Consider the following 22,105-nt stretch of genomic DNA (forward strand, 5'->3'; position numbering starts at 1 on the left):
AATCTCCTTAGGCTGAGGTGGAAGTGGAAGTGGAAGTGGAAGTGGAAGGGGAGGTTCGGGCTTGCCGGCGGCGCAGCAGCAGATAGCCAGCGGGCACGACGAACATCGACAGCAGGGGGGCGGTGAGCATGCCGCCGATCATTGGGGCGGCGATGCGGCTCATCACTTCAGAGCCCGCTCCATGGCCCCAGAGGATGGGGGCCAGGCCGGCCAGGATCACCGCCACGGTCATGGCCTTGGGCCGCACGCGCAGCAGGGCGCCTTCGCGCACGGCGGCCTCGACCTGATCCATTGTGGGGTCGGGGCCCAAGTCGTCCATGGCGTGCTTGAGATAGATCAGCATCACCACCCCAAACTCGGCCGAGACCCCGGCCAAGGCGATGAAACCGACCCCCGTAGCCACCGACTGGTGGAAACCAGCCAGATAGAGCGTCCAGATCCCCCCGGTCAGGGCGAAGGGCAGGGTGGCCATGATCAGGCCCGCCTCGTCAAACCGGCGGAAGATTACATAGAGCAGGACGAAGATGATCAGCAGGGTGGCCGGCACGACGATCTTCAGCCGGTCGGCCGCTCGCTGCAGATATTCGAACTGACCCGAATAGGAGAGGCTGACGCCGGGCGACAGCTTGACGTGTCGGTCGACGGCTTGACGCAGGTCGCCAACCACCGAGGCTAAATCCCGACCTCGGACATCGACATAGACCCAGGTGGTCGGTCGGCCGTTCTCGCTCTTGAGCATCGGCGGTCCGTCGGCGATCTCGACCTGGGCCACCGTACCCAGGGTGATCTGCGCGCCGCCCGGCGTCAGGATCGCCAGGGTCCGCAGGCCCTCCAGGCTGCCGCGCAGTTCGCGCGGATAGCGGACGCTGATCGGATAGCGGGCCAGGCCCTCGACCGTCTGGCCGATGGTCTCGCCGCCGATCGCCCCGGAGACGATCGACTGGACGTCGTCGATGTTGAGCCCGAACCGCGCGGCCGCGGCCCGGTCAATGCGGACATCGACATAGCGGCCGCCGGTCAGCCGTTCGGCCAGGGCCGAGCTGACGCCCGGCATACCCTTTGCGACGCCCTCCACCTCGCGGGCGATGCGGTCGAGTTCGGCCAGGTTGGCTCCAGAGACCTTGACGCCGATCGGGCTCTTGATACCGGTGGCCAGCATGTCGATGCGGTTGCGGATCGGCGGCACCCAGACATTGGTCAGACCCGGGACCTTCACCCGCGCGTCGAGCTCGGCAACCAGCTTGTCGGGCGTCATGCCCGGCCGCCACTGGTCGCGCGGCTTGAAGCGGATCGTGGTCTCGAACATCTCCAGCGGGGCCGGGTCGGTGGCGCTCTCGGCGCGGCCGGCCTTGCCGAACACGCTGTCGACCTCCGGCACGGTCTTGATCATCCGGTCGGTCTGCTGGAGGAGCTGTCCGGCCTTGGCCGCCGACAGCCCTGGCAGGGCTGATGGCATATAAAGCAGGTCGCCCTCGTCCATATTGGGCATGAACTCGGCCCCCAGATGGGCCAGCGGCCAGGCCGTGGTGGCGAAGGCCAGCAGGGCGATGACCAGGGTCGTTCTGGGCCGCCCCATCACCCAGTCCAAGGCAGGCCGGTAGGCCGCCGTCAGGACGCGGTTGATCGGATTGGAGGCCTCGTCGGGAATACGCCCACGGATCAGGTAGCCCATCAGCACCGGGATCAGGGTCACCGACAGGATGGCCGCCGCCGCCATGGCGTAGGTCTTGGTGAAGGCCAGGGGACGGAACAGCCGCCCCTCCTGGGCCTGCAGGGTAAACACCGGGATGAACGACAGGGTGATGATCAACAGGCTGAAGAACAGCGCCGGTCCGACCTCGACGGCGGCTTCGGTGATCACCTTCCAGCGCGCCTCGCCGACCAGGGTCTCGCCGGGGTGGTCGTGGACCCAGCGTTCAAGCTTCTTGTGGGCGTTCTCGATCATCACCACGGCGGCGTCGACCATCGCCCCGATGGCGATGGCGATGCCGCCCAGCGACATGATGTTGGCGTCGACGCCCTGGCTCTTCATGACCAGGAAGGCGGCCAGCACCCCCAGCGGCAGCGAGATGATCGCCACCAAGGCCGAACGCAGGTGGCCCAGGAACAGGGCGCAGACCAGGGCGACGACCAGGAACTCCTCCAGCAGTTTGCCGGTCAGGTTATGGACGGCCCGGTCGATCAGGCCCGAGCGGTCATAGGTCGTGACCACCTCGACGCCTCGCGGCAGGCTCTTTTTCAGCTCGGCCAGCTTGGTCTTCACCGCCGCGATGGTGGTGCGGGCGTTTTCGCCCGAGCGGAGGATCACCACCCCGCCGGCCACCTCGCCCTGGCCGTTCAGTTCGGCGATGCCGCGCCGCATCTCCGGACCGACCTGGATGGTCGCCACATCGCCAAGCCGTACCGGGATCCCGCCGGCCGCCGTCTTCAGCGGAACGGCCTGGAAGTCCTCGGGGGTCTTCAGATAGCCGGTGGCACGGACCATGTATTCGGCCTCGCCCAGTTCCAGGACGGAGCCGCCGGTTTCGGCGTTGGCGCCTTTCAGGGCGGTGACGACTTGGCTGTGGGTAACGCCGTAGCCAGCCAGCTTCACCGGATCGAGGACGACCTGATATTGCCGAACCATGCCGCCGATCGCCGAGACCTCCGCCACGCCCGGCAGGGTTTTCAACTCGTAGCGCAGAAACCAGTCCTGCAGGGATCGCAGTTGGCTGAGGTCGTGACCGCCGGTGCGATCGACCAGAGCGTACTCATAGACCCAGCCGACCCCTGTTGCGTCGGGACCCAGGGCCGGGCGAGCGCCTTCGGGTAGGCGGGCCTGGACCTGGTTGAGATATTCCAGGACCCGCGAGCGAGCCCAGTAGAGGTCGGTTTTGTCGTCGAAGATCACATAGACAAAGCTGTCGCCGAAGAACGAATAGCCGCGCACCGTCTTGGCCCCGGGCACCGACAGCATGGTGGTGGCCAGCGGATAGGTGACCTGGTTCTCGACCAGTTGCGGGGCCTGGCCCGGATAGCTGGTGCGGATGATCACCTGGGTGTCGGAAAGGTCGGGCAAGGCGTCGATCGAGGTCGAGCGCACGGCCAGGCCGCCGGCCACGATCAGGGCCAGGGCGCCCAGCAGCACGAAGAAGCGATTGGCGACCGACCAGCGGATCAGGGCGGCGATCATGCGCCGCCTCCGAGCTTGGCGATGCGTCGCACCGTCGGGCTCGCTGGCGGCTGGTCGAAGGCGAAGCTGACCTGGTCGCCAGTCTTGAAACCCCGCAGCAGAATCGGGTCGGCGCGAAAGGCCATGGTCATGGCCGGCCAGCCGATGGCCGGGATCGGGCCGTGGGAGAGGGTGATGCTGTCCTTGGTCACCTGCTCGATGCGCCCCGTCGCTTCGGCCAAGGCGGGCTTTGCCGCAGCCGAGGTCATCGGCGCCATGGCGGCGTCCGCCGCCAGCGGCCTAGCTTGCAGGCCCGCCAGGCTGGCCTCGGAGTCGATCAGGAACTGACCAGAAGCCACCACCTTCTGACCGGCGCTCAGGCCCGCCAGGATCTGGCTCTGGCCACCCGACTCGCGGCCGATCTTGACCTCGACGGCCTGGTAGCGGCCGTTGTCGCCGGCCAGCATGACGATGGCGCGCGAGCCGGTGCGGATCACCGCCTCGGACGGCAGCAGCAGGGCCGGGCGCGCGTCGGTATCAAACGAGACGGTGGCGAACATGCCTGGGCGCAGCTTGCCGCCGGGGTTGGGCAACTCAATGCGGGCCTGGAGCGTGCGGGTCTCGCCCTGGGCCTGGGGCAGAATGGCCTGCACCGTTCCCCGCAGCATCTCGCCGGGATAGGCCGCCAGGGCAACGCCGACCGATTGACCTTGGCGCAGTTGGCCGCCCTGCGCCTCAGGCACGGCGGCGGTGACCCAGACCCGCGACAGGCCGTTGATCTCGGCCAGTCCCTGGCCCATGGCCACGGTCATCCCGGCCCGAACGTCGAGCCTGGTGATCACCCCGCCCAGCGGCGCGCTGATCGTGATGATCGCGCGGGCCCGGCCGTCGCGATCGACGGCGGCGATCGTGCCTTCGGGCATGCCCAGCAGTCGCAGGCGCTGGCGGGCGGCGGCGATCAGGGCGGCGTCACCGGTGCGTCTGACCGCCAGATATTCGGCCTGGGCCCCGCCCCAGTCGGGAACCAGCAGGTCGGCCAGCGGCGCGCCGGCCCCGATCACATCGCCAGGAGCCCGGCCATAGACCCTCTGCACGAAGCCGCCGGAGCGCGCCTGGACCACGGCCACGTCACGCTGGTTGAAGTCGATGACGCCGGTGGCGGTCAGACCGCCGAGCAGGACGCCTTGGCGGGTCTCCACGGTGCGGACGCCGAGATTCTGGGCGGTGGCCGGATCGATGCGGACTCCGGCCGAAGGCCCGGTCGCATCGCCTTCTCCGGCATATTTGGCGACCAGCTGCATGTCCATGAACGGCGACTTGCCCGGCTTGTCGAAATGCTGGGCTGGGACCATCGGGTCGTACCAGTAGAGAACCTTGCGACTATCGGCCGTGGCGTCCGACATCGCTGGCTTGGCGGTCAGCCGGGCCAGGCCGTAGCCGCCGGCGCCGGCCAGAACGACCAAGGCCGCGCCGGCCCCGAGCAGGACCTTCATCGAGTGTGACGGGTTCATTCGTCGCTTCCATAGGTCAGGGATAGGCGGGCGGCGTCGATGGCGACGGCTGCCTCGCGGTCCAGAGTGGTGAGTTGGGCGTCGGCCAGGCCGGCGAAGGCGGCCAACACGTCGGGCAGGGCGGCCGTGCCGGCCCCGTAGCCGGCGGTCTCCAGGTCGGCGCGCTGCTTGGCGAGCGGCAGCAGGGTGTCGCGAGCCCGCAGCCATTGCTCGTGGTGCATGACGTGGTCGGCGAGATCGGCTTCGAGCTGGGCCGCCAGCGTCCGGCGGGTGTCCTCGCGCTGGGCCTCGGCGCGGCCAGCGCTGGCGGCGCGCGCGGCGATCATCGGGTCCTGGCGGCTCTTGCCCCACAGCGGCAGGCTGACGCTGACCCCCGCCGAAACCATGTCGCCGAACATCGGGTCGCGGCGCTGATAGGCGACCTCCCAACTCCAGTCGGGGCGCTTGTCGGCCTTGGCCAGGGCGAGGTCGGCCTGGGCCTGGCGGGTGGTGGCGTCTCGCGCCAGCACGGTGGGATTGCGGTCGATCGCTACCCTGAGATTGGCGGGGGCCAGGTCCAGGTCGAGCGCCTCGCCGATCGCCTGGGGATCGGCGTCACCGGTCCAGCGCGTCAGCATCGCGCGAGCCCGTCCCAGCTTAGAGACCGCCTCGCTGCGGCGATCCTCCAGGCCGGCGCGCATTTGCGCCGCCTCCAGCGCCTGGGCGGGTCTCGAGCGTCCGGAGGCGACGCCGGAAGGCGCGGCGCTCCACAGCGGGCCTAGCTGGGCTGCCACGCCATCCAGCGCGGCCAGCTTGCGCTGGGCGTAGAGCAGTTCGATCCAGGCCAAGGCGGCGGCGACGCGAACCTGCCGGGCTTCGACCGCGCCCTCAGCCCCGGCCGCGACGATGTCGGCTTGGGCCCGGCCGATGCGGGCCTGGCGCTTGGCGGCGCTGGGCATGTCCTGGCTGTAGCCGACCCGGCCCATGGTCATCTCGTCGGCGCCGAGCCGACCGGCCAGCGGGCCCGAGACCGGGAAATTGTCGAGACCCAGCGCCAGCCTGGGGTCGGGCAAGGCGCCAGCGGCCTTGGCCGAAGCCTTGGCCGCCTCGACCTGCAGGGCGGCGGCGCGCAGAGCTGGCGCGTTGGCGGCCGCAGCATCGAGACTTTGGCGGTAAGTGAGGGGCGCGGCATGGACGGCGCTGGCCAGCAGCGTCGCGGCGATGGTGATGGTGATGCGCATAGGGTTTCCGATCGCGAGAGTTGGCGACCGCGCGAGGCGGCGCTCGAATCCGCTGGATGACGTTAGGCAAGCGCAAGAGGGCGCAGCCTCGACGACACAGCACGGGATGGCCCCGCGTTAGACGCGGGCCAAGCTCAGGCGATCTGTTTGGGAGGTCGTTCGTCGCCCGGCGGCGCGTACGTGCGCAACGGCTTGTCGGGGGCCGCCGTTAGGCGCATCGGCACGACGGCCGGGAGCTTGATTTCCGAAGTGGGAGGAGTGGCGGTCGTCGCGCACAGGGCGGCGCAGATCTGGGCGCAGGCCTTGCCGTCGTGCGGAGCGTTCTGGTGCTCGTCGCAGCAAGGATCGTGGCTTGCCTTGGCGCCGTCGGTGGACTTGGCCATCGGCATGGACATGTCCATCATCGCCTCGGGCCCGCTCTTGGCGCACTCGACCTGCGCAGCAGCGGCAGCCACCGGGCTGATCAGCAGGGCCAAAACGGCCAGGAAGGCGAGCAGTTGCCGCATACGAAACGCTTTAGTCCTCCTTATTGCGATTGTCGACGCCCAGTACCGGCTTCCATGAGTGTCTGATTCCTGATTCAGCGTTGGGGATGGTTCCCAAGGATCGCCGCCGCGTTGGGGGATGTGCATGCCCAGCACGTCTGGCGGGTGCTGCGCGCGCAAAAGCTCGATCTGGTGGCCAGCAAATCCTGGTGCGGGAGCCGCGATCCGGATTTCGTGGCCAAGGCCGCGGACGTGGTCGGGCTCTAGATGGCGCCGCCCGAAAATGCGGTGGTGATCTGTGTCGACGAGAAGCCGTCGATCCAGGCCCTGGAGCGGGCGCAGGGCTATCGAAAACTGCCCAACGGCCGGGCGCTCAGCGGCCATAGCCACGACGACAAGCGCCACGGCACATCCACCCTTTTCGCCGCCTTCGATGTGGCTTCCGGCAAGGTCACCGCGCCCACACCAAGCGCAGGCGGCGTCTGGAGTTTCTCGAGTTCATGGACGGAGTCGTGGCCGCCTATCCCGACCAGGAACTCCACGTCATCCTCGATAATCTCAACACCCACAAGAACAACCACGTCTGGCTCGAAGCTCACCCCAAGGTGACCTTTCACTTCACGCCCACCAGCGCCTCATGGCTCAATAAAGTCGAGATCTGGTTGCCCATCCTGCAGAAAAAGTCGCTTTTCAAGGCTTCCTTCACCTCGGTTCGAAAACTCCGCGAGGACATGGATCACTTCATCGAAGCCTATAGCGCCAACCCCAAACCCTTCGTCTGGACCAAGACCAAGGTCTCCCAGAGACACCTCAAGGACCAACGTGTCAGCGATCTGTGATTCCAGGTGCTAGGCTCGATAATTGCCTGCGGAGCGCGGGTCTGGAGGTCGTGTTTCTGACGCGGCCCAAGACCCCGGTCATGACTCTCAGGCGCGTTGTGTGCTTGGCGGTGAGGAGTCATCGCCTACGCCAAACTCACCGTTTAATTGGCGGCGTGCAGGTCGAGGGCTAAACGCGGTGCGTGGTTTTAGAAAGCTTCAAGGCCGGGGCTATTCGCCGGGGCGTCTGACGCCGACGTGGCGACCCTCGGATGCGCGAAAAACACCTGCGCGAGGGATCGAGATTCCGGCAGGATATAGACTACGCCCATCGTGCCCTTGAACATCGGTTGGACGATATCGCCATAGAACCTGGTGGGCACGTTCACGCACCCATAAGAAATCCGGTTGTCATCGGGCGCGGCGGTGGCGAGGCGCTCCAGTCGCCGATCGGCCGCGCGGGTCGTGATGACCGGATGCAGGGACAGGGCGGCGTCATAGTCGATCCACAGAATACTCTTGCCGCCGAGGTTCTCGCCGATCGAAGCCACGAACCGACCGGCCGGAGTGATGCGTTCGTCCGGCGTAATGGCCGACAGGGGGCGATGGCCTATGCCGGGGGACGAGATATCGCCGTGCGTCAGGCCCATCAGGGCGGGCGTTGTCCCCAATAGCCGGCCCTGGGGGTCAAAGGCCAAAACCTGCGCACCGACCTTGTCGATGATCAGAAAGGGCAGCCCCTGATTGTCGGCCGTCTCGTGCACCCAGGTAGCAACCTCACTCGCAGCTGACGACGTGGGCGCTTCCCCGGCGGCGCCAGGGGCGCCTTCTGCGAGGGAGGGTTCGGCGGTCATGCCCGGCCGACCGAAGGCCAGCCCCAGGACCAGTCCCGCCGCCGCCATCCATCGTCCCGGTACGGGCGGCCGGCGGCCGGCCTCAAGCGCTAACCATCGCATGGTCAGTTGCGATCCTGTTTTCGGGGATAGACCGGCACCTGCATGGGACGCGGCGCGGCCGGCGCGACCGGCGCGGCTCTTTCCATCGGCCGAACAACCTCCTCCACCGATGGCGGGACGCGGGCCATCTCGTATGGCGGCATCCGCACGCCCCCCCCCACGACATTGAAGGCCAGATCGGACGATGTCGCCGAGATCGGGGTGGGCGTGACGAGCGGATAAAAGACGGCCGGCGTCGCCGCGGGCGGCGTCACGGGCGGCGTCACGGGCGGGGTAACAGGCGGCGTCGTCACTGGCGGCGTCACCGGCGGTGTCGTCACCGGAGGGACCACCGGCGGCGTTACGGGCGGCGTGACCGGAGGGGTCACGGGTGGCGTCACCGGAGGGACGATGGGCGGGACCACCGGCGGTGTCACGGGCGGGGTGACCGGTGGCGTCGTGACCGGCGCTGCGGAGATCGTTCCCTGTGTTCTCTGGTTCGACACGCAACAGAAGTCGGCCAGGGCGTATTGGCTGGCGTTGGCTCCGGCCAGGCTGTAGCCGCTGTAGGTGATCCCGATGTCATCGCCCACAGTGGCCGAGTCGAAGGTGGCGCTCGCGCCGGGACCCGTCACCAGGGTGACGCCGGTGGGCAGCCCCGAAACCGCCGTGGTCCTGAAGCCTGAGAGGGTCGTGGCCGTCCCACCGTTGAACACTCGGCTTCCGTCCGGGAACAGCAGCATCCGCTGCGTCAGCGCGGCGCCCTCGGTCAGGGTGAAGCGGGTCGCGAAGGCCGAAGGCGTCGCGTAGGCAACGGGGTTGTAATTGATCGTCACCGGGGTGGCCGTGACCGTGACGCGGGGCGCCAGCGGGCTGAAGATGATCGTGCCGGCGCCCACGCCCGGGCCCGTCCCGCCGGCGCCCGCGATGAGCGTCAGGCCGACCGGCAGGCCCAGGCTCTGGGCGGGAATGGTGCTGCCGCGGGTCAGGGTGACGGCGCCGTCGATATGGACGTCATGCCCGGCGCACAGCGCGATGTTGCCGTCGGTGGTGGTGATCGTGTGAAACACGGTGACGTTCTGGCCGGCGTTCAGCAGGACGCTGCCGTTCACCGTGGTGATGGCGCCTTTGACGCTCACGTCGCGCCCGCAACAGGCGACGAAGTTGCCCTTGGTGGCGCTGATCGCGGCGTTGATGTTGACGTCGCGGCGGCTGTTCAGCGTCAGGGTGGTCGGGGTGGATGACGCGGTCCAGGCGATCGCGTCATTGACCAGTATGTCCCCCGTACTCGACGCACTGACGGCCGCCCGCGTGCTGATCGTGACATTGGTGGTCACGAGTCGGGCCGACAGGGTGGCGCCGGAAATATTGCCACCAGCGCCGATCGTGAAGTCGGCCGACTCGATCTGCCAAATCCCGGCGACCCCCGTGGGGGCGGCCGCGGTGATCTGCGCCGTGGGGGCGATGTTGACGATCGCGGCGGAGGTCTTGATGGACCCGCCGCCGCCGCCGCCCGGCGCGCTGGCGTCAAGGGTTCCGTCCACGTTCAGCGTTCCGCTCGTCATGTCGCCGAGCAGTTGGATGGTTCCGTTACGCTGACCGATCGTCCGCGCCTGGATGACGCCGGTGTTGTTGACCACCGTGCGGAGCAGGTCGCCCGCCCCCTGTGCGGTTATCACCACCCGACCGCCGTCGGCCTGAAGCATGCCGCTGTTCTGGATCAGCGCGTTAGCCGCGCCCTTGTCGACGACGACATTGAGCAGCCCGTCGCCGGCGACGTCGAGGGTGATGGCCTCGCCCGACGCCAGGGCGGTCGTCCCGAGATTGGCCCGGATCAGCCCCTCATTGCTGACCTGGCCGCCCAGCAGCGCGACATTTCCGCCTGTCGCGATGATATTCCCCTGGTTGCGGACGACCCCACCGCTCCCAGAAAACCGGTAGTTGCCGGCCATGAAATCGCTGTCGGTCATTGCCAGGGTGGAAGCGACCAGCCCGCCGACATTGACCTGAGCCCCTTGTCCGAACAGTACGCCGTTGGGGTTGATCAGGAACACTTGGCCATTGGAGGTCAGGCTGCCCAAGATCGCCGACGCGTTCGGGCCCACCACGCGATTCAGAGCCACCGAACCGCTGTTGGGCTGGATGAAGACCACGCTGCCGCCCTGGCCGATCGAGAAGCTCTGCCAATTGATCGCGGCGTTCTGGGTCGACTGGTTGATGGTCATCGCGCCAGGAGCTGTGGTGATGGTCGCGCCGCCCGCAGTGACCGCTCCGCCCGTCGGCAGGGTCTGAGCCTGGGCCGCTGTCGCCAGGGCCATCACGCCGCTCAAGCCGATCAGGGCGGAGGCTGCGATCCCGGCCAAGCAGCTGGAGGCGGCGAGGGCGCCTCGGCGGCCGATGCTGTCGGATCGACGTCCCGCATCCAGCCCGGCGTCGGCGATCGTGTGATGGAAACTGTTCATCGGAACGTTCTTTTTCAGAAGATGCGCTAGGGGCGAGACGGCCATGGTGGTCATCAGAACAGCTTGACGATCTGGACCCAGACGCGGCCTTTTTTGTCAGGCTCCGACGTCGAAATCTGGTCGTTGAAGCGGCGGGCGTAAGCGACGCGGACGCTGAGGTTGTCCGGGCCAAACCAATTGACGCCAAGGCCGCCACCGCTGCGCCTGGCCCGGTTGGGGCCGGGAAACCAGGGGTCCTTGGCGTAGTCGACCTCACTGGCGTCCACGAATGCGATCAGCTGGAACTGGCCCGGAATGGGCCGCGTCCATGCGTCAAGTGTCCAGCGGGCTTCCAATGTCGCGACATAGCCTTGGTCACCGTAGGCCTCGCCCTCCGGATAGGCGCGCACGCCATAGGCGCCGCCCAGTTCCATCTTTTCGGAGATGTCGAGATTGTCGGTGGCCATCTGCCCGCGCACCGCGCCGTAGACCGACAACGGTCCACGCACCGTCTGAAGCCGGGAGACGGCGAACTGCAGCTTGTTGAAACCGCCCTGGGAACGGGCGCTCGCCGCGTCGGCGGCGCGCTCGAGCGGACTTTCGATGTTCAGGCGGCCCGAGGTCCAGGACAGAGAGGCTGAGTTCCAGCCGCCGCCGCCGAACCCGTCGCGAGAATCCCCGCGCAGACCGATCGTCGCCGCGTGGATGGTCTTGTCGGAGACCTGCGATAGCAGGCCGATCTCGTCGGTGAGGAACTTGGCCTCGAGACCGCCCAGAACGTAGAGGTTCGCGGCGCGCGAGCGGATCAGCGGGTAGCTGGCGAACAGGCCGGCGATGTCGCTCGTGCCGCTGGCGTGAAGCGCCGAGAATTCGTGCCCCAGATCGTACTGCATGTGGGTAAAGCCCACGCCGACGGTGGCGTCGCCAAGCGGGGCCTGCCAGGCGGCGTGCCCGTAGGCCAGGCCCTCGGTGGAGGCGAGCAGGCGCAGGCTGATTAGGTCGCCCATGCCGGTCAGATTGGCGACATTGACCGAGCCGCCGAACCGGTAGGCGCCGGTGTAGCGATTGCCGGCGTTGTCGGCTTCGAGGCTGCCGTAAATTCGGGGCGCCCTGGTTAGGTCAACGGTGAGATCCGAAGAGCCCACCTCGGCGCCCGGAGACAGCGTCGAATGAACGACGACGCCGGGGATGTCGGAAAGTAGCAATAGACGGCGATCGAGCGGCGCGATCGCGACCGGGTCGCCGCGGTTGAGGCCCTTCAGCACCTTCCCGGCTACGGCGTCGGCCACGCCGGACTGATTGCGCAGGGTGATCGACCCGTAGTGGCCTTCGACCACGGCGATGGTCACGGTCCCCGCCACGACGTCCTGCGCCGGGAGATAGGCCTGGGCCAGCGCATAGCCATGAGCGCTGTAGAAGCGCGTGATCCGGGCGGCCCCATTGCGAAGTTCGGGAAGGGTAAGATAGCGTCCGGGGATCAAGCCCGCCTCCGCCACCAACTGCGCTTCGGTGAACAGGGTCGCGCCCGTGACGCGCAGCGTGTCCACACGGATCCGTGCGCCTTCGGGAGCGGCGTTCTCCGACGGTTCCGGCCGTTCGATGCGGATGGCCGGGGCGGGCCTCTGGGGAACGGAAGCAGGCGGAATTTGCTGCAATTGCCCCGGCGCTGGGGGTTGTTCGGCCTGGGCGCCCTGGCCCGTCGTTAACAGCGCGAACATGATAAGACTCGACCGCAACATAGACGCCTCGTAGTGCCGCCGCGATGTCAGGGCGCCCGGCCCTCACGCAGCGGAGAGCACGCACGTTGGAAGGCAAAAGCTCGGTTCATTCAGCATGGAATTGAGAAATCCCGACTGCAAATATCAAATGACTTCTAATGTACCGACAAAAAGACTTTTGTGTTTTCCCGCATTAACGGGGAATGAACGGATTTCTCGCGTCAATCTGTAAAATAAGCAACGGGTAAAAAATTTATTCGTTCCTGTTTGAGTTGCCCGAATATTGGCTCGTTTTGTCGCATACGACCTCGACCAACCTTAAGCGTTCAATCTGAAGAGTCGATTTCCCCATACCCACGCCTATCAATTTGCACGGCTGAGGCGAATGCTCGTATTGTAGGGGATTTGGCAGACCGGCGCCTTGCGAAATGCACGTCGTCTCGAGGGGGTCTGGGGGGGGCGAAAAAAAACCGTCAGCCGTTCGCGATCGGTCGAGCGTCGCATCAGCCCTGGCTGTAAGGGTGCTGGATCAAGGATCAGTTTTGGCGCTTGCCAGGCTGCCGTCGTCGGCCGTGAGCGAACCTGACGGACTGCGTCATACACCTTGATGCCGCGCCGGAGATGAGCGCTACCGGAGACGCCTGCACAACTGTCGCGGGCATTGGAGGCGACGTCTGAAGGTCGAGAAGTGTGGCTGGTCCCAATGTCCGCTCATGGCGCCACTTGGACCGCTTCACCCGCGGCGATCGGCGCGGGAAAGCGGACACAGCGACAGATTGAGAGGGCGGTGGGCCGACATCGGTTGCTGCGCCGTGGATTCGCGATGATCGTGGGGCAATGATAGACGTTCACGATCACGACAGCACACGAAAGCCCAATAGCCTGATGGGTTTCGGGACCGGCGCCGGTGTCGGTGCGTTGGGCGGGCTTATCGGACTGGGTGGGGCAGAGTTTCGCCTGCCGCTTCTGATCGGCCTTTTCCGCTTTGGCCCTCTGGAGGCCGTTGTGCTGAACAAGGCCCTTAGTCTGGTGGTCGTGACCTCAGCGCTCCTATTTAGAACGCGAATTATTCCGGTGGCGATCGTCGCGGACCATTGGACCATCGTCGCGAACCTCTTGGCCGGAAGTCTGGCCGGGGCTTGGCTCGGCGCGGGGTGGGCGACAAAATTGCGGTCCCACACTCTCTACCGCGTAATCGCGGCAATGCTTGTCGGGATCGCGTTGGTATTGCTCCTGGCCCATGACACCAAATCGGTCGGCCATCCCATCGTGACCGGTTGGATCCAAATGGGGGCTGGGGTCGTCGCGGGCTTTGGCATTGGCGTCGTCGCCGCCCTTCTGGGTGTTGGCGGCGGAGAGTTGCTGATACCGACCTTGGTGCTTGTGTTTGGGCTGGACATCAAACTCGCCGGTAGCCTGTCTCTGGCGGTCAGCCTGCCCACCATGATCGTGGGCTTCACGCGCTACGGCCGCGACAGCAGCTTCGCGGTCATCGGTCGGTACGGCCGTTTCGTGGTCGTCATGGCGATGGGTTCGATCGTCGGCGCATTCATTGGCGGGATGCTATTGGGCATCATTCCATCAGCAGTCCTGCTCCCGGCGCTTAGTTCGATCTTGCTGATCTCTGCCGTGAAAGTCTGGCGTCACAACTAGAACTTAGATCCGCAAGAGGTCGTTCATCGCCTTTGAGGCGTCGGCTCCATGTCATGTTTCTGGCGCGGTGCTTGGGTCCGGTTATGGCGCCGCCCAGCCAGCCATCTGACCTCAGGATCGGAGAGGTCGAGTGGCGAACGGCCTTCGATGCGCTGCTATTGAGAAGCGTTGGACCGGTTCAATAGCCCCTCGATTTCCCGCACGATGATCTAGGGATGGGAATTGAAGACGTCGTGGTCGGCGCGGTCCATCTTCAGGACGCGAGCGGCCGGATGCGCGGCGCGATAGCGAGCGATCTGCTCGCGGAGCCACTTCAGTTGCGACGCCTCGTCGGCGAGCTCGGCGAGCTCGGCGGGTATCGGGGCGGGCGCGGCACCGGGTATGGAGAAGACGGCGAGGATTGGAATTCCGGTGATGGCGGGGAATTTCTCCATGTTGTGGCGAGTCATTGGCTTCGAAAGCGGCGCGGGCGGGGCGGCTGCCAATCCTTTCGACAGCCGCCGACGCCGCTCGGCCGCAGCCTGGACGTCCGTCGCCAGGTCAGCCAGATCCTTGGTCAGAACTTCGTCGTAGATGCGGGCGGCGTCCTCCTTGGTCCCGAACCGCGCCGCCTGCAGCTTGTCGCGCAGATCCGCGAGGTCGATCTCGATGTTGGAGGCGTCGGGCGTGGCGTTGCCCTGCGCGTAGAATGCATAGGCGCAGGCCGCGTCGGATATGCCAGGGCTGAGACCCTGTCCGGAAAGTGCCGAGCGACGCCGCCGATCTCCGCGCCGCCGAACGACCAGCCGGCCAGCGCCGCCTTCTGAATCCTTAGCCCATCTAGGACCTCGACGACGTCACGAGTCGGGCGGGCCAGCGGCTAGCTGCCGGGATCCAGGGGCGGCGTGTCCGACTGACCGAGCGCTCGCCGGGTGAAGGCGAAGACCCGGTGATGAGCGGCTAGAGCATTTTTCGAGCGAAGTGGTTTCGATTCGCGTGAAGAAAAATGCGTCAAAACAGAAGATTAGAGCTCACGGCCCTACGCAGTCAGGTCGGGAAATGCACTAGGCGCGGCGCGAATTGATCGAAGGCGTGGGCGGTCATGCCGCCGCCGGAGACCAGCAGGATGGGCGGACCCTGGCCGCCATCGTCGAGCACCTCCAGTCGCACGCCGTCGCTGGTCGTGATGAAGGTCGTGTTGGGCGTGAAAGGGGCGGCTTTCTGCCGGGCTGGCTGAACGGTTGCATCAGCGGCCGAAGACAGGGCGACGCCCATAAGGGCGACTGCGACCAACACGATGCAACGCAAGTCCAGGCTCTTTCGGCTTTTCCAGCGCTATCCAGCGGTGCTGCAGATGAAACATGACGTTCACTGCAAGCCAAGGTCGTATGTGGCAGCAGGGCTTCTGAAGTTCTTGGATGGGGTCGGGTCTCGCCACTGGCACCGTCGACGAACGTCCGGAGTCTGGAGCGACGCCAATGTCCGCTCCTAGCCCTGAGTTAAAGCGACCTTCACAGCTTCACAGCTTCACGGAGTCTGAAGTGTGAGAAATCTCGAATTTGTGCCGCAGCGTGCTGCCAAATATCGTTCGCCGTTCCCTGCGGCGGCGGATTTCGTCCGACTTTTAACCCTAATCGGTCGGTGGAAGCGGACGCTAGCGCAGATGCCAAAAATCCGGCTGTTAGGCCGGATTTCGCTCTAAAGCCAGAGCTGGCTCCGCGGGTATTAGCCTGCCGGAGATTTCAGGCGTTTGCAGGATTTTTCCAACAGGCCAAGAAAGTTCCACTCTTACAGACCGCTGCCAAGCATTTTGTCGTGCAGCGCCTTTCATCGCGTTTCTCCGAGTTTTTGTCTTCTGGATGGGAAGCTGGATGGGAAGAGCGGCAGGGGGATGGGAAAAATCCGCGTTTCGGAGTCGAACCTAAACACTTTTGTGGGTGGGAAGCCTCAAGCACCGGCGATAGGAGCCATATCGCGCCTGACCTGCAGCGACGGTAATCGACCCCAGGACCATCTCCGCCCAAAGACGTGTGCGGACTTCACCACAGTGCAGCTCTTTGCAAGACGATCCGCCCTGCGTGGCTTCAGCGCGACGGGTGACCCGCATCGCGGCCCTGGCCGGGGACGACGGCAAGATCGTGATCATCGCAGGCGTCTCACACCAGGACGCGATCGAGACCCAGCTTTCAGAACTCGCCGTCGATGCGCGACTTTTGCTGGAACCAGAAGCGCGTCAATCTGCGGCTGCCATGGCCGCCGCAGCTCTATGGGTCCAGCAACGCGATCCCGATGGGATCATCGTTTTCGTCGCATCCGATCACTATGTGCCCTACCCGGCTGCATTCCGGAAAGCTGTGACCGAAGCCGCGAACGCCGCCGCCCAAGGTCGCATCGTGACGCTCGGCGTGAAGCCGACCGAGCCGTCTTCCACCTATGGGTACATCAAGCCGGAAGGGATCGGCTTGACCGCTGTCGTCTCCTTCCATGAGAAACCCCAACCGGACGCCGCTCGCGCCTTCATCGAAGCCGGCTATCTCTGGAACAGCGGCAATTTCATCGTTTCGGCCAAGACTTTGATCGAGGAACTCGCCGCGCATGCGCCGACCGTTCTGGCAGCGGCGAAATCCGCGGTCGCGCCGGCGTCTGACATGAGCAGCTTGCAAATCCTCGGTGAGGGCTTCCGCAGCGTGCCGAAGATTTCGATCGACTATGCCGTGATGGAACCGACGAAACGGGCGTCGGTGCTCGAGGTCGATTTCGCCTGGTCGGACTTCGGAGCCGGGGACGCGATCGCCGCCAGTGGCGGGGGCGGCGTCGGCGTGCACATCTTCGAAGACGCCGAACGTATCCTGGCTCGGGCGCCCGATGGCAAGCTGATCGCCGCCCTGGGGGTCAGCGACCTGGCCATTATCGTCGAGGACGACGCCGTTCTGGTCTGCGGCCTTTCGCGCTCGCAAGAGGTAAAACGGCTGGTGGAGCGGATGTACACGATCTCGCCGCAACACCTGGATTTCCAAAAATCCGCCTCGGAAACCCTGGACGCGAGCGCCCGACGTTTCGCGGACTGGCTCAAGTTTCGCGCGCTGCCCGTCTGGTCGACCCTCGGCTTCGGCGAGGACGGTGGCTTCAACGAGTCCTTAACGCCGGACGGACAGGCCACCGCCGGCTCGCGGCGCGCCCGGGTCCAGACGCGCCAGATCTTCGTCTACGCCCAGGCCGGAGCCTTGGGCTGGAAGGGGCCGTGGAGAAAGATCATCGCCGCCGCGCTCGACCGTTTGCGCGCCGCCTATCTGAGGCCAGACGGGGCGACGCGCGTTTCGCTCGGCTCCAACTGGGCGCCGATTGACGAAACGGCCATGCTCTAGGATCAGGCCTTCGTTTTGTTCGCGCTGGCCGCCGCCAGACAGGCGGACATAGATGACGCCAAACTGGAGAACGACGCCGTCAAGCTGCGCAAACAACTGTTGGCCGCCGCCCTGCCGAATGGCGCCATGCGCGAGGCCAGCGAACACCCTTTCCAGTCGAACGCGCACATGCATCTGTTCGAGGCCAGGCTGGCTTGGGAAGCCTTGAACGACGATCCAGTCTGGGGCGCGACGGCCGACCGGATCGCCGGTCTGGCCATGGACGTCTTCATCGACCCCGAAAGGCGGATTCCTGCGCGAATTCTTCAACGACGACTGGACCCCCGCCGCCGGCGAGGACGGGACGTTGTTCGAACCCGGCCGCCAGTTCGAATGGGCCTGGTTGCTCGCCCGCTACGGCCTATTGCGCCAAGACGATCGTGCCCTTGCGGCTGCCCGGGCTCTCTACGCCAATGGCCGCAAGGGCATCGGCCCGCGCCCGCCCGTCGCACTCGACGCAATGAACGACGACATGACCATCCGCAGTCCGCGCGCCCGTCTCTGGCCACAGACCGAATGGCTGAAGTCATCGCTGATCCTGGCCAAGATTTCGGCCGGCGGAGAGCGGCACCTTTATCTGGAGGACGCTGCGACCGCCCTGCGCGCCTTACGGCTATACCTGACCGACGACGGCCTGTGGCGTGACAAGCGGTTCCCGAACGGGACCTTTCTCGACGAGCCCGCGCCCGCCAGTTCTTTCTACCATATCATCGCCGCCTTCGATCCGCTCAGCCGAACCTTCAAAGCGCTCGACCTCGGCGATGGGCGCAAACTGACGCTAGGCTCAGACTGGCGACGAAAGGAGCCGGCCGGCGTGCAGGCTGGCGACGCATGCGCACAGCCGGCCCAGCCATCCAACGGCCCGACGACCGCAGGCGCCGCCCGGGGGCGACGCCGGCGCGGATCCATCCGCGATATCGCTTTGCGCCCCGATGATCCGGCCCTGATCGGCGCGTCGTACGACAGCCGCAGCGTCAGACCCAGGCTTTGGAAGCGCGCCCCCCGTGTCGCGTCGACCGTGTCGCGCCCCGCGTGTCGCGTCGACCGCTTCGGCGCCGCCAAGGCCCGCGCCGCCATGGCCGGGCGGTCCACTGCCGCTCGGCGGTCACTCGCCCCCGAGCGTCCTGGAACCGGTGCGCTGCCGCGCGAGGCCGGATCCCAAGGCGTCTCTCCGCGCCCGACATCGCACGGATTATGTTGGTTTTTCCCTCCCGAAGAGAGTCCCCTTGCCGAGCGCTCTTGGATTAGGCTTAAATTTCTGGTAACCAAGAAGTAGACCTTCATCTGAGACGAGACATGACGCATGTTTGACAGCGGAGCGGAATATTTGCGGCTCTTCGCCGGGCCTGCGGTCAAGCGTCCAGAGTTGCGGGATACAGCCCGCAGCAACTGGTGCTCGATTGTCCTCAAGCGCCTGTTCGACATGGGTTGCGCCCTGGCGGCGCTGATCGTTCTGGCTCCGGCTCTGTTCGCTATCGCCATCGCCATCGCTTTCGAGTCGCCCGGTCCGGTGCTGTTCCTCCAGCGCCGCACGGGCCAGGGCGGCAAGGTGTTCCGGATCATGAAATTCCGAACCATGACGGTGACCGAGGACGGCGACGTCATCAAACACGCCAGCAAGAACGACAAACGCGTCACCCGCGTCGGCGGCTTCCTTAGGGAAACCAGCCTTGATGAGTTGCCGCAACTGTTCAACATCTTGCTCGGAGACATGTCGGTGGTGGGGCCACGTCCCCACGCGCTGGCCCACGACACCCACTACGGCGCGCTGCTGCCGAAATACGTCGATCGGTTCGCTGTTCGCCCCGGTCTGACCGGCTTCGCCCAGGTCCAGGGGCTGCGCGGAGAAATCCACGATCTTGACTGTATGGCCCGCCGGATAGAGGCCGACGTCCACTATGCCGCCAGTTGGTCCTTCCGCAGCGATCTGCTGCTGATCCTGCGCACCTTCCCGATGCTTTGGAAGCGCGTCAACGCCTACTGAGGCGAACCCGCGTCGGGCCGAGGTCTGTCGCGAGGCCGATCATCATGCGGTTGAAGCTCGCGCCTGGGCGTCGTGAGCTTCCCACCGTCATTGTAAAGGGCTGGGCTCTTCTCGCCGCTCCGGTCAGCCCCAGGCGGCTCGTTGGCGTTCCCGATCCCGGGGCGCGCAGTTACGGCGTTCAGACCAGTTGGGGGCCGGGGCCGAGGTGGCGGGGCAGGGGCCCGGAACCGGCGTCAAAGCCTGCCTTTCCCGACGCGTGGCGACCGAAGTGGCGTCGCGTGGGGTGCGGAGCTGCGCTGCGCAATGGGCCAGGGCCTCGGCCATGCGCGCTTCGACGGTCTGGGCCGGATGCCCAGATGATCGGCGATCGCATCGTTGCTCAGGCCGCTAAAGCGGCTGAGCACGAAGACGTCCCGAAGCTTTCTGCGGCATCCCGAGGACGATGTTCTTCAGGACGAGCGTCTCGACCTGGCCTGCGGCTTCCGCTCCGGGCTGGGTTCCAAGATTGAAGATGTCCAGTTCTGCCCGTCGCAGGATCTGCCGGTTGCCTGTCAGGAAAAGGTTGCGGGCGACCTGCAGCAGGAACGCCTTGGGTTTCAGGATCTGCACAGGCTCGACCTGGCGCAGGAGGCGCAGATAGGTTTCCTGCGCCAGATATTCGGCGAGATCGGCCCGTAACGCCGACGAAGCGATCGCAGTAGCCACGCGCCATGGGTGTTGATTATCGCTTCCAGCTCACCCCCGTTCGAGGGTGCCGGGGATGGGCTCGCGTGTCGGCCGTCTGAGGCCAAGGTTTCGCCTCCGATGAAAGGCCGCCCGGGCGATGGCTCCGGGTTCCGAGAACGGGTCGAGGCGGGCAAGAGGGGGCACGGGCCGCAACGCACAGGAAAACCGCGCATCGCGCCGCCTGGGTCGCTTTGGCTCATTCGAGGTTCTCACGCCTCGACGTCCCTTCGCGACGCCCGACCATGATCTTCTGGACATGGCCGTCTCGCCGCCACGGCTGGGCGCCGCCGCCTCTGCCGGCCTTGGCCACTTCGAACTCCGCGAGCAGGATCGACCGAACACGCGCGAGCTCGGCCTGCTGCTTTTCCGGAAGATGTTCGAGAGCGGTTTTCACAGCCCGGAGTCTGACGGAATTGGAGCCTATAGGGGAGGCCAATCGCTGCGAGCGCTCTCGATACAATCCGGCAAAATCCGCGATCCTGAGGCTGGGCAGATCTTGCCTTCAGATGATGGCCATAATCCATCAACTCGCCCTGTCAATCGTTACAAACGGGCCGCCGCCCCGGTCAAGTGATGCGGGCGTTTTGGGAAGGCAACCGCGCGACCGAACTAGAGGCTGCGATAGGCTCAGTTGCTCTAGGAGTTAGGAGAACCCGCCCCGCACTTTTCTTCAGGACGCGCGCTGGGGAGACGTTGTCGTAGTCAATCTAAAGCTCGCGCGAGCTGCTAAGTCGTCACGCGCGACCGATGCTGGAGTAGAGAAAGCCTGCAGCGCGGGCCTCGGCGGGTTTGTAGATGTTGCGGAGGTCGATCAACACCGGTTGGTTCATCCGGTTTTTGATCTGCGCCAAATCGAGCGCGCGGAACTGGTCCCATTCGGTCAGCAGCACGAGGGCGTCGGCGCCCTGTGCGACCTCATAGGGACCATCGACGAGTTCGAGGTCGGTGAACAGGTGAGCGGCTTCCCTCATGCCCTCGGGGTCGAAGGCCTTGACCTTGGCGCCCATGGCCTGAAGCGCCGGGATGATATCTAGGCTGGGGCTGTCGCGCATGTCGTCGGTGTTGGGCTTGAACGTCAGCCCCAGGATGCCGATGGTCTTGCCAGCCAAGTCGCCGATCACGGCCTCGACGCGCTTGGCCATGACCTTCTTGCGCGCGTCGTTGACCTCGACGGTGGTCTCGATCAGCCGTACCGGCGCGCCGTACTGCTGGGCTGTGCGGACCAGAGCGATCGTGTCCTTCGGGAAGCAGGAGCCGCCGTAACCCGGGCCGGCATGCAGGAATTTCGAGCCGATCCGACCGTCCAGTCCGATGCCCTTGGCGACCTGCTGGACGTCCGCACCGACCTTCTCGCACAGGTCGGCCATCTCGTTGATGAAGGTGATCTTCATGGCGAGGAAGGCGTTGCCGGCGTATTTGATCAGTTCGGACGTGCGGCGAGCCGTGTAGACGACCGGAAAGTCGCTGAGGCTCAGCGGCCGGTACAGTTCGCCCATGACCGCGCGGGCTCTGGGGTCTTCGGTGCCGATGACGACACGGTCCGGACGCTTGAAGTCTTCGATCGCCGCGCCTTCACGCAGGAACTCCGGGTTGGAGACGACGGCGAACTCGCCATCGGGCCGCACCCGCCTCATGATCGCCTCGACTTCGTCACCCGTGCCGACCGGCACGGTGGATTTGGTGACCACGACCGTAAAGCCGTCGATCAGGCTGGCGATCTCCTCGGCGGCGGCATAGACGTAGGACAGGTCAGCGTGGCCGTCGCCGCGTCGCGTGGGGGTGCCCACGGCGATAAAGACGACTTCGGCGTCTCGGATCGCTTCAGCCCCGTCCAAGGTAAACGACAGGCGTCCCGCCTTGACGTTCTTGGCGACGAGATCGTCCAGACCGGGCTCGAAGATCGGTATTTCGCCCCGTTCCAGCCGCTCGATCTTGGACGGATCCTTGTCGACACAGGTCACCACGTGCCCGAAGTCCGCAAAGCAAGCGCCGCTCACAAGGCCCACGTAGCCTGTCCCGATCATCGTAACGCGCATGATGGTGTTCCCCTTGGATGGCCTCTGTCTAGCCAGTCGCATGT

At 65.7% G+C, this 22,105-nt stretch carries 15 protein-coding genes and 2 pseudogenes; 6 read left to right on the plus strand and 11 right to left on the minus strand.

The features are described from left to right. Positions 1 to 7: 7 nt before the first annotated feature. The 4 genes from ACP696_RS00875 to ACP696_RS00890 all read right to left on the minus strand — a co-directional run bounded on the left by ACP696_RS00875 (position 8) and on the right by ACP696_RS00890 (position 6,388). On the minus strand, positions 8 to 3,172 hold the full coding sequence (locus tag ACP696_RS00875) for an efflux RND transporter permease subunit (RefSeq protein WP_426043366.1): 3,165 nt from the start codon (positions 3,170 to 3,172) through the stop codon (positions 8 to 10). Further along, a complete protein-coding gene (locus ACP696_RS00880) occupies positions 3,169 to 4,662 on the minus strand; it encodes an efflux RND transporter periplasmic adaptor subunit (RefSeq protein ID WP_426043367.1) in 1,494 nt (497 codons plus the stop codon). The genes ACP696_RS00875 and ACP696_RS00880 overlap by 4 nt, the downstream gene beginning before the upstream one ends. Then, complete coding sequence (locus ACP696_RS00885; RefSeq protein ID WP_426043368.1) at positions 4,659 to 5,882, minus strand: TolC family protein; 1,224 nt, start codon at positions 5,880 to 5,882, stop codon at positions 4,659 to 4,661. The genes ACP696_RS00880 and ACP696_RS00885 overlap by 4 nt, the downstream gene beginning before the upstream one ends. Before the next feature lie 134 nt (positions 5,883 to 6,016). After that, positions 6,017 to 6,388: a hypothetical protein gene (locus ACP696_RS00890; RefSeq protein WP_426029997.1), complete on the minus strand. Its 372-nt coding sequence runs from the start codon at positions 6,386 to 6,388 to the stop codon at positions 6,017 to 6,019. 93 nt (positions 6,389 to 6,481) lie between these two features. Between ACP696_RS00890 and ACP696_RS00895 the strand changes: the two are divergent. Beyond that, positions 6,482 to 7,206 (plus strand): annotated as a pseudogene (locus ACP696_RS00895) (IS630 family transposase); the annotation flags it as partial. 188 nt (positions 7,207 to 7,394) lie between these two features. On the opposite strand, the gene ACP696_RS00900 reads toward ACP696_RS00895, so the two are convergent. From ACP696_RS00900 to ACP696_RS00910, 3 genes are all read right to left on the minus strand, one after another. After that, positions 7,395 to 8,039, minus strand: coding sequence for a L,D-transpeptidase (locus tag ACP696_RS00900; RefSeq protein WP_426043369.1), 645 nt, complete (start codon positions 8,037 to 8,039; stop codon positions 7,395 to 7,397). 104 nt (positions 8,040 to 8,143) lie between these two features. Then, positions 8,144 to 10,582 (minus strand): filamentous hemagglutinin N-terminal domain-containing protein, encoded by a 2,439-nt coding sequence (locus ACP696_RS00905; RefSeq protein ID WP_426011669.1) that lies wholly within the window; start codon positions 10,580 to 10,582, stop codon positions 8,144 to 8,146. A gap of 53 nt (positions 10,583 to 10,635) precedes the next feature. Next, the gene (locus ACP696_RS00910; protein WP_426011668.1) at positions 10,636 to 12,279 is read right to left on the minus strand and encodes a ShlB/FhaC/HecB family hemolysin secretion/activation protein; all 1,644 of its coding nucleotides are present in this window, start codon (positions 12,277 to 12,279) and stop codon (positions 10,636 to 10,638) included. Between the two features lie 837 nt (positions 12,280 to 13,116). Between ACP696_RS00910 and ACP696_RS00915 the strand changes: the two genes are divergently transcribed. Further along, positions 13,117 to 13,932 (plus strand): sulfite exporter TauE/SafE family protein, encoded by an 816-nt coding sequence (locus ACP696_RS00915; protein ID WP_426011667.1) that lies wholly within the window; start codon positions 13,117 to 13,119, stop codon positions 13,930 to 13,932. 215 nt (positions 13,933 to 14,147) lie between these two features. Next, complete coding sequence (locus tag ACP696_RS00920; RefSeq protein WP_426011666.1) at positions 14,148 to 14,738, plus strand: hypothetical protein; 591 nt, start codon at positions 14,148 to 14,150, stop codon at positions 14,736 to 14,738. A gap of 220 nt (positions 14,739 to 14,958) precedes the next feature. Here the strand turns inward: ACP696_RS00920 and ACP696_RS00925 are convergent, their stop codons facing one another. Beyond that, positions 14,959 to 15,219, minus strand: coding sequence for an alpha/beta fold hydrolase (locus ACP696_RS00925; RefSeq protein ID WP_426011665.1), 261 nt, complete (start codon positions 15,217 to 15,219; stop codon positions 14,959 to 14,961). A gap of 830 nt (positions 15,220 to 16,049) precedes the next feature. Here ACP696_RS00925 and ACP696_RS00930 point away from each other — a divergent pair. The 3 genes and pseudogenes from ACP696_RS00930 to ACP696_RS00940 all read left to right on the plus strand — a co-directional run. Continuing rightward, positions 16,050 to 17,495: pseudogene (locus ACP696_RS00930) on the plus strand (sugar phosphate nucleotidyltransferase); the annotation flags it as partial. Positions 17,496 to 17,568: 73 nt separating this feature from the next. Further along, positions 17,569 to 18,591: an AGE family epimerase/isomerase gene (locus ACP696_RS00935; protein WP_426043422.1), complete on the plus strand. Its 1,023-nt coding sequence runs from the start codon at positions 17,569 to 17,571 to the stop codon at positions 18,589 to 18,591. 27 nt (positions 18,592 to 18,618) lie between these two features. Beyond that, complete coding sequence (locus ACP696_RS00940) at positions 18,619 to 19,299, plus strand: sugar transferase (protein WP_426011664.1); 681 nt, start codon at positions 18,619 to 18,621, stop codon at positions 19,297 to 19,299. Positions 19,300 to 19,686: 387 nt separating this feature from the next. Here the strand turns inward: ACP696_RS00940 and ACP696_RS00945 are convergent, their stop codons facing one another. The 3 genes from ACP696_RS00945 to ACP696_RS00955 form a co-directional block, all read right to left on the minus strand. Continuing rightward, positions 19,687 to 20,004 (minus strand): hypothetical protein, encoded by a 318-nt coding sequence (locus tag ACP696_RS00945; protein WP_426011663.1) that lies wholly within the window; start codon positions 20,002 to 20,004, stop codon positions 19,687 to 19,689. Positions 20,005 to 20,221: 217 nt separating this feature from the next. Next, positions 20,222 to 20,419 carry a hypothetical protein gene (locus ACP696_RS00950; protein WP_426043370.1) on the minus strand — a complete coding sequence of 66 codons (198 nt, stop codon included), beginning with the start codon at positions 20,417 to 20,419 and terminating at the stop codon, positions 20,222 to 20,224. Positions 20,420 to 20,759: 340 nt separating this feature from the next. Further along, a complete protein-coding gene (locus ACP696_RS00955) occupies positions 20,760 to 22,061 on the minus strand; it encodes a UDP-glucose dehydrogenase family protein (protein WP_426043371.1) in 1,302 nt (433 codons plus the stop codon). Positions 22,062 to 22,105 lie beyond the last annotated feature (44 nt).

This window comes from Caulobacter sp. DWR3-1-2 (assembly GCF_049896225.1).
In the GTDB taxonomy this organism is placed as follows: domain Bacteria; phylum Pseudomonadota; class Alphaproteobacteria; order Caulobacterales; family Caulobacteraceae; genus Caulobacter.